General features: G+C 69.2%; 2 protein-coding genes. Both read left to right on the plus strand.

Annotated elements, in window-relative coordinates; all coding sequences use genetic code 11:
• The first annotated feature begins 70 nt into the window (after positions 1-70).
• On the plus strand, positions 71-1,600 hold the full coding sequence (locus AB1609_21815; protein ID MEW6049072.1) for a tripartite tricarboxylate transporter permease: 1,530 nt from the start codon (positions 71-73) through the stop codon (positions 1,598-1,600).
• 1 nt (position 1,601) lies between these two features.
• Entirely contained in the window at positions 1,602-2,117 is a 516-nt protein-coding gene (locus tag AB1609_21820) for a tripartite tricarboxylate transporter TctB family protein (GenBank protein MEW6049073.1), read from the plus strand.
• Positions 2,118-2,247: the final 130 nt, after the last annotated feature.

The raw sequence follows: 2,247 nt of genomic DNA on the forward strand, positions 1-2,247 counted from the left end.
GGCGTTTACCCGGGACCGCGCATCAAAAAGCCCATCCGGCGCGCCGGGGAGGTGAACTGGATTGTTCGAAATGCTCAGCGCCATCCTTGCCGAAGCCCTTCGGCCGGACACCCTGCTCATCATGTTCGCCTGCATCGTGGCGGGCCTGATCGCGGGGGCGTTGCCGGGGATCAGCGCCACGATGGCCGTGGCTCTGCTCGTACCGTTCACGTTCACCATGGATCCAACCCGGGGCCTCATCGCCCTGGGCGCCATCTACATGGCAGCGATTTACGGCGGGGCCTTTTCGGCCATCCTCATCAACGCGCCCGGCACCCCGTCCTCCATCGGCACGACCTTCGACGGCTACCCGATGGCGCGCCAGGGACGGGGCGAGCAGGCCATCATCACGGCCACCATCGCCTCCGTCACCGGCGGCCTCATCGGGGTTCTGTTCCTGGCCTTTCTGGCCCCGCCCCTGGCGTCCGTCTCGCTCAAGTTCGGCCCGCCGGAGTACTTCTGGCTGGCCGTGTTCGGGCTGACCATCGTGGCGAGCCTCTCCAGCGGGTCACTGCTCAAAGGTGCCATCGGGGCCCTCTTTGGCCTTCTGCTCAGCACTGTGGGTATCGCCCCCATCGGCGGCGACGTGCGCTTCACGTTCGGGCAGCCCGAGCTTCAGGCCGGCGTTGAACTGGTCGTGGCCCTCATCGGCTTCTTCTGCATCCCCGAAATCATCACCATGGCCGCCAATGCCCGGCGGGCCGGCAAGGTCGAAGTCCTCACCTACCAACGCCGCAGGGGCGTCTTCGGCGAGACGGTGCGGGCCGTGCTCGCCCAGCCGGTCAACCTCCTGCGATCCGCCTTCATCGGCATGTGGGTCGGGCTTCTCCCCGGGGCAGGCGGCAGCGTGGCCAACCTGGTGGCGTACGACGCCGCCAGGCGATCCTCCCGCCAGCCCGAGCGCTTCGGCACGGGGGTTATCGACGGCGTCATCGCCACGGAGTCGGCCAACAACGCCGTGGTCGGCGCCAGCATGGTGCCCCTGTTCACTCTGGGAATCCCGGGCGCCCCGCCGGATGCCGTCATATACGGGGTGCTGCTCCTCCACGGCCTGCGGCCCGGCGCCGAACTCTTCACGACCCAGGGCAAGATCGTCTACACCTTCATCGTGGCGCTGGCGCTGGCGACGCTCGTGATGGCACCCATCGGGATCTGGGGCGGGAGGCTCTTGAACCGCCTCGTGAGCGTCCTCCCGACGCGTTACCTCGTACCCGGCGTCTTTGCACTGACCGTGGTGGGGTCGTACGCCATCCGCAACAACTTCTTCGACGTCGTCATCATGCTGGTGCTGGGGGTGGCCGGGTACGCGCTGAAGCGGCTCGGCGTCCACCCGGCGCCGGTCGTCCTGGGGCTCGTCCTCGGGCCGATTGCCGAGGAGGGGTTCGTCCAGGGGCTCCTCATGGGAGCCGGTTTGCCCCGCCGGTGGCTCATCTTCTTCATCCGCCCCATCTCCTGGATCCTGATCCTGCTGAGCGCCTTCTCGCTCGCCTGGCCTTTCGTCTCGGCAGCCATGCGGCGCCGGCAAGAGGCTGCACGGCGGGCCGAAGAGGTGGCGATGTAGCGTGGGTGCCGACTTTGCGGTGGCCATCTTCATGCTGGCCCTGGCCGGCGTCTTCTGGGCTCAGCGCAACTACATGACGCCCTTCGGGGGCATCTGGCCCGACGCCATCCTGGTCGCCCTCGCGGCCGTTTCGGCGCTGCTTTTGGTGCGCACCGCCGCCGCGGCCTTCCGGGCCCGGTCGCGCCGCTCCCCGGCGGCCGATCCCGCTCCAGCGCCTGCCTCCGCCGTCACCGCCGACCCATCCCAGGCCGCCCCCGACCCGCTGGCGTGGGTGCTGGGAATCTCGGCAGCCCTGGCCGCCTGGCTCTTCGTATTCTGGAAGCTGGGCTACGTGGCGGGCGGCGCGCTAGGGTTTGCGGGGCTCGCGACGCTGCTCGCGCGCGCAGGCCGGACTGACTGGAAGCTGTGGGTGCGGGCCCTCGCTGCGGGCGCGGCCTGGGTGCTGGTACTGTACCTCGCGTTCGGGCGGATGCTGGGAGTTCCGCTGCCCTTCGGATGGTGGGCCGGGCGCTTCTAGCGCTCGGACGGTTCCTTTGAGAGGAGCAGGCATCGTGGCAATCTCCACACACCGCATCGCGGTGATTCCCGGCGACGGCATCGGGCTCGAGGTGGTGCCGGCCGCCATCGAGGTGCTCGATGCGGCCGCC

The organism is Bacillota bacterium (genome assembly GCA_040754675.1).
GTDB lineage: Bacteria > Bacillota > Limnochordia > Limnochordales > Geochordaceae > Geochorda.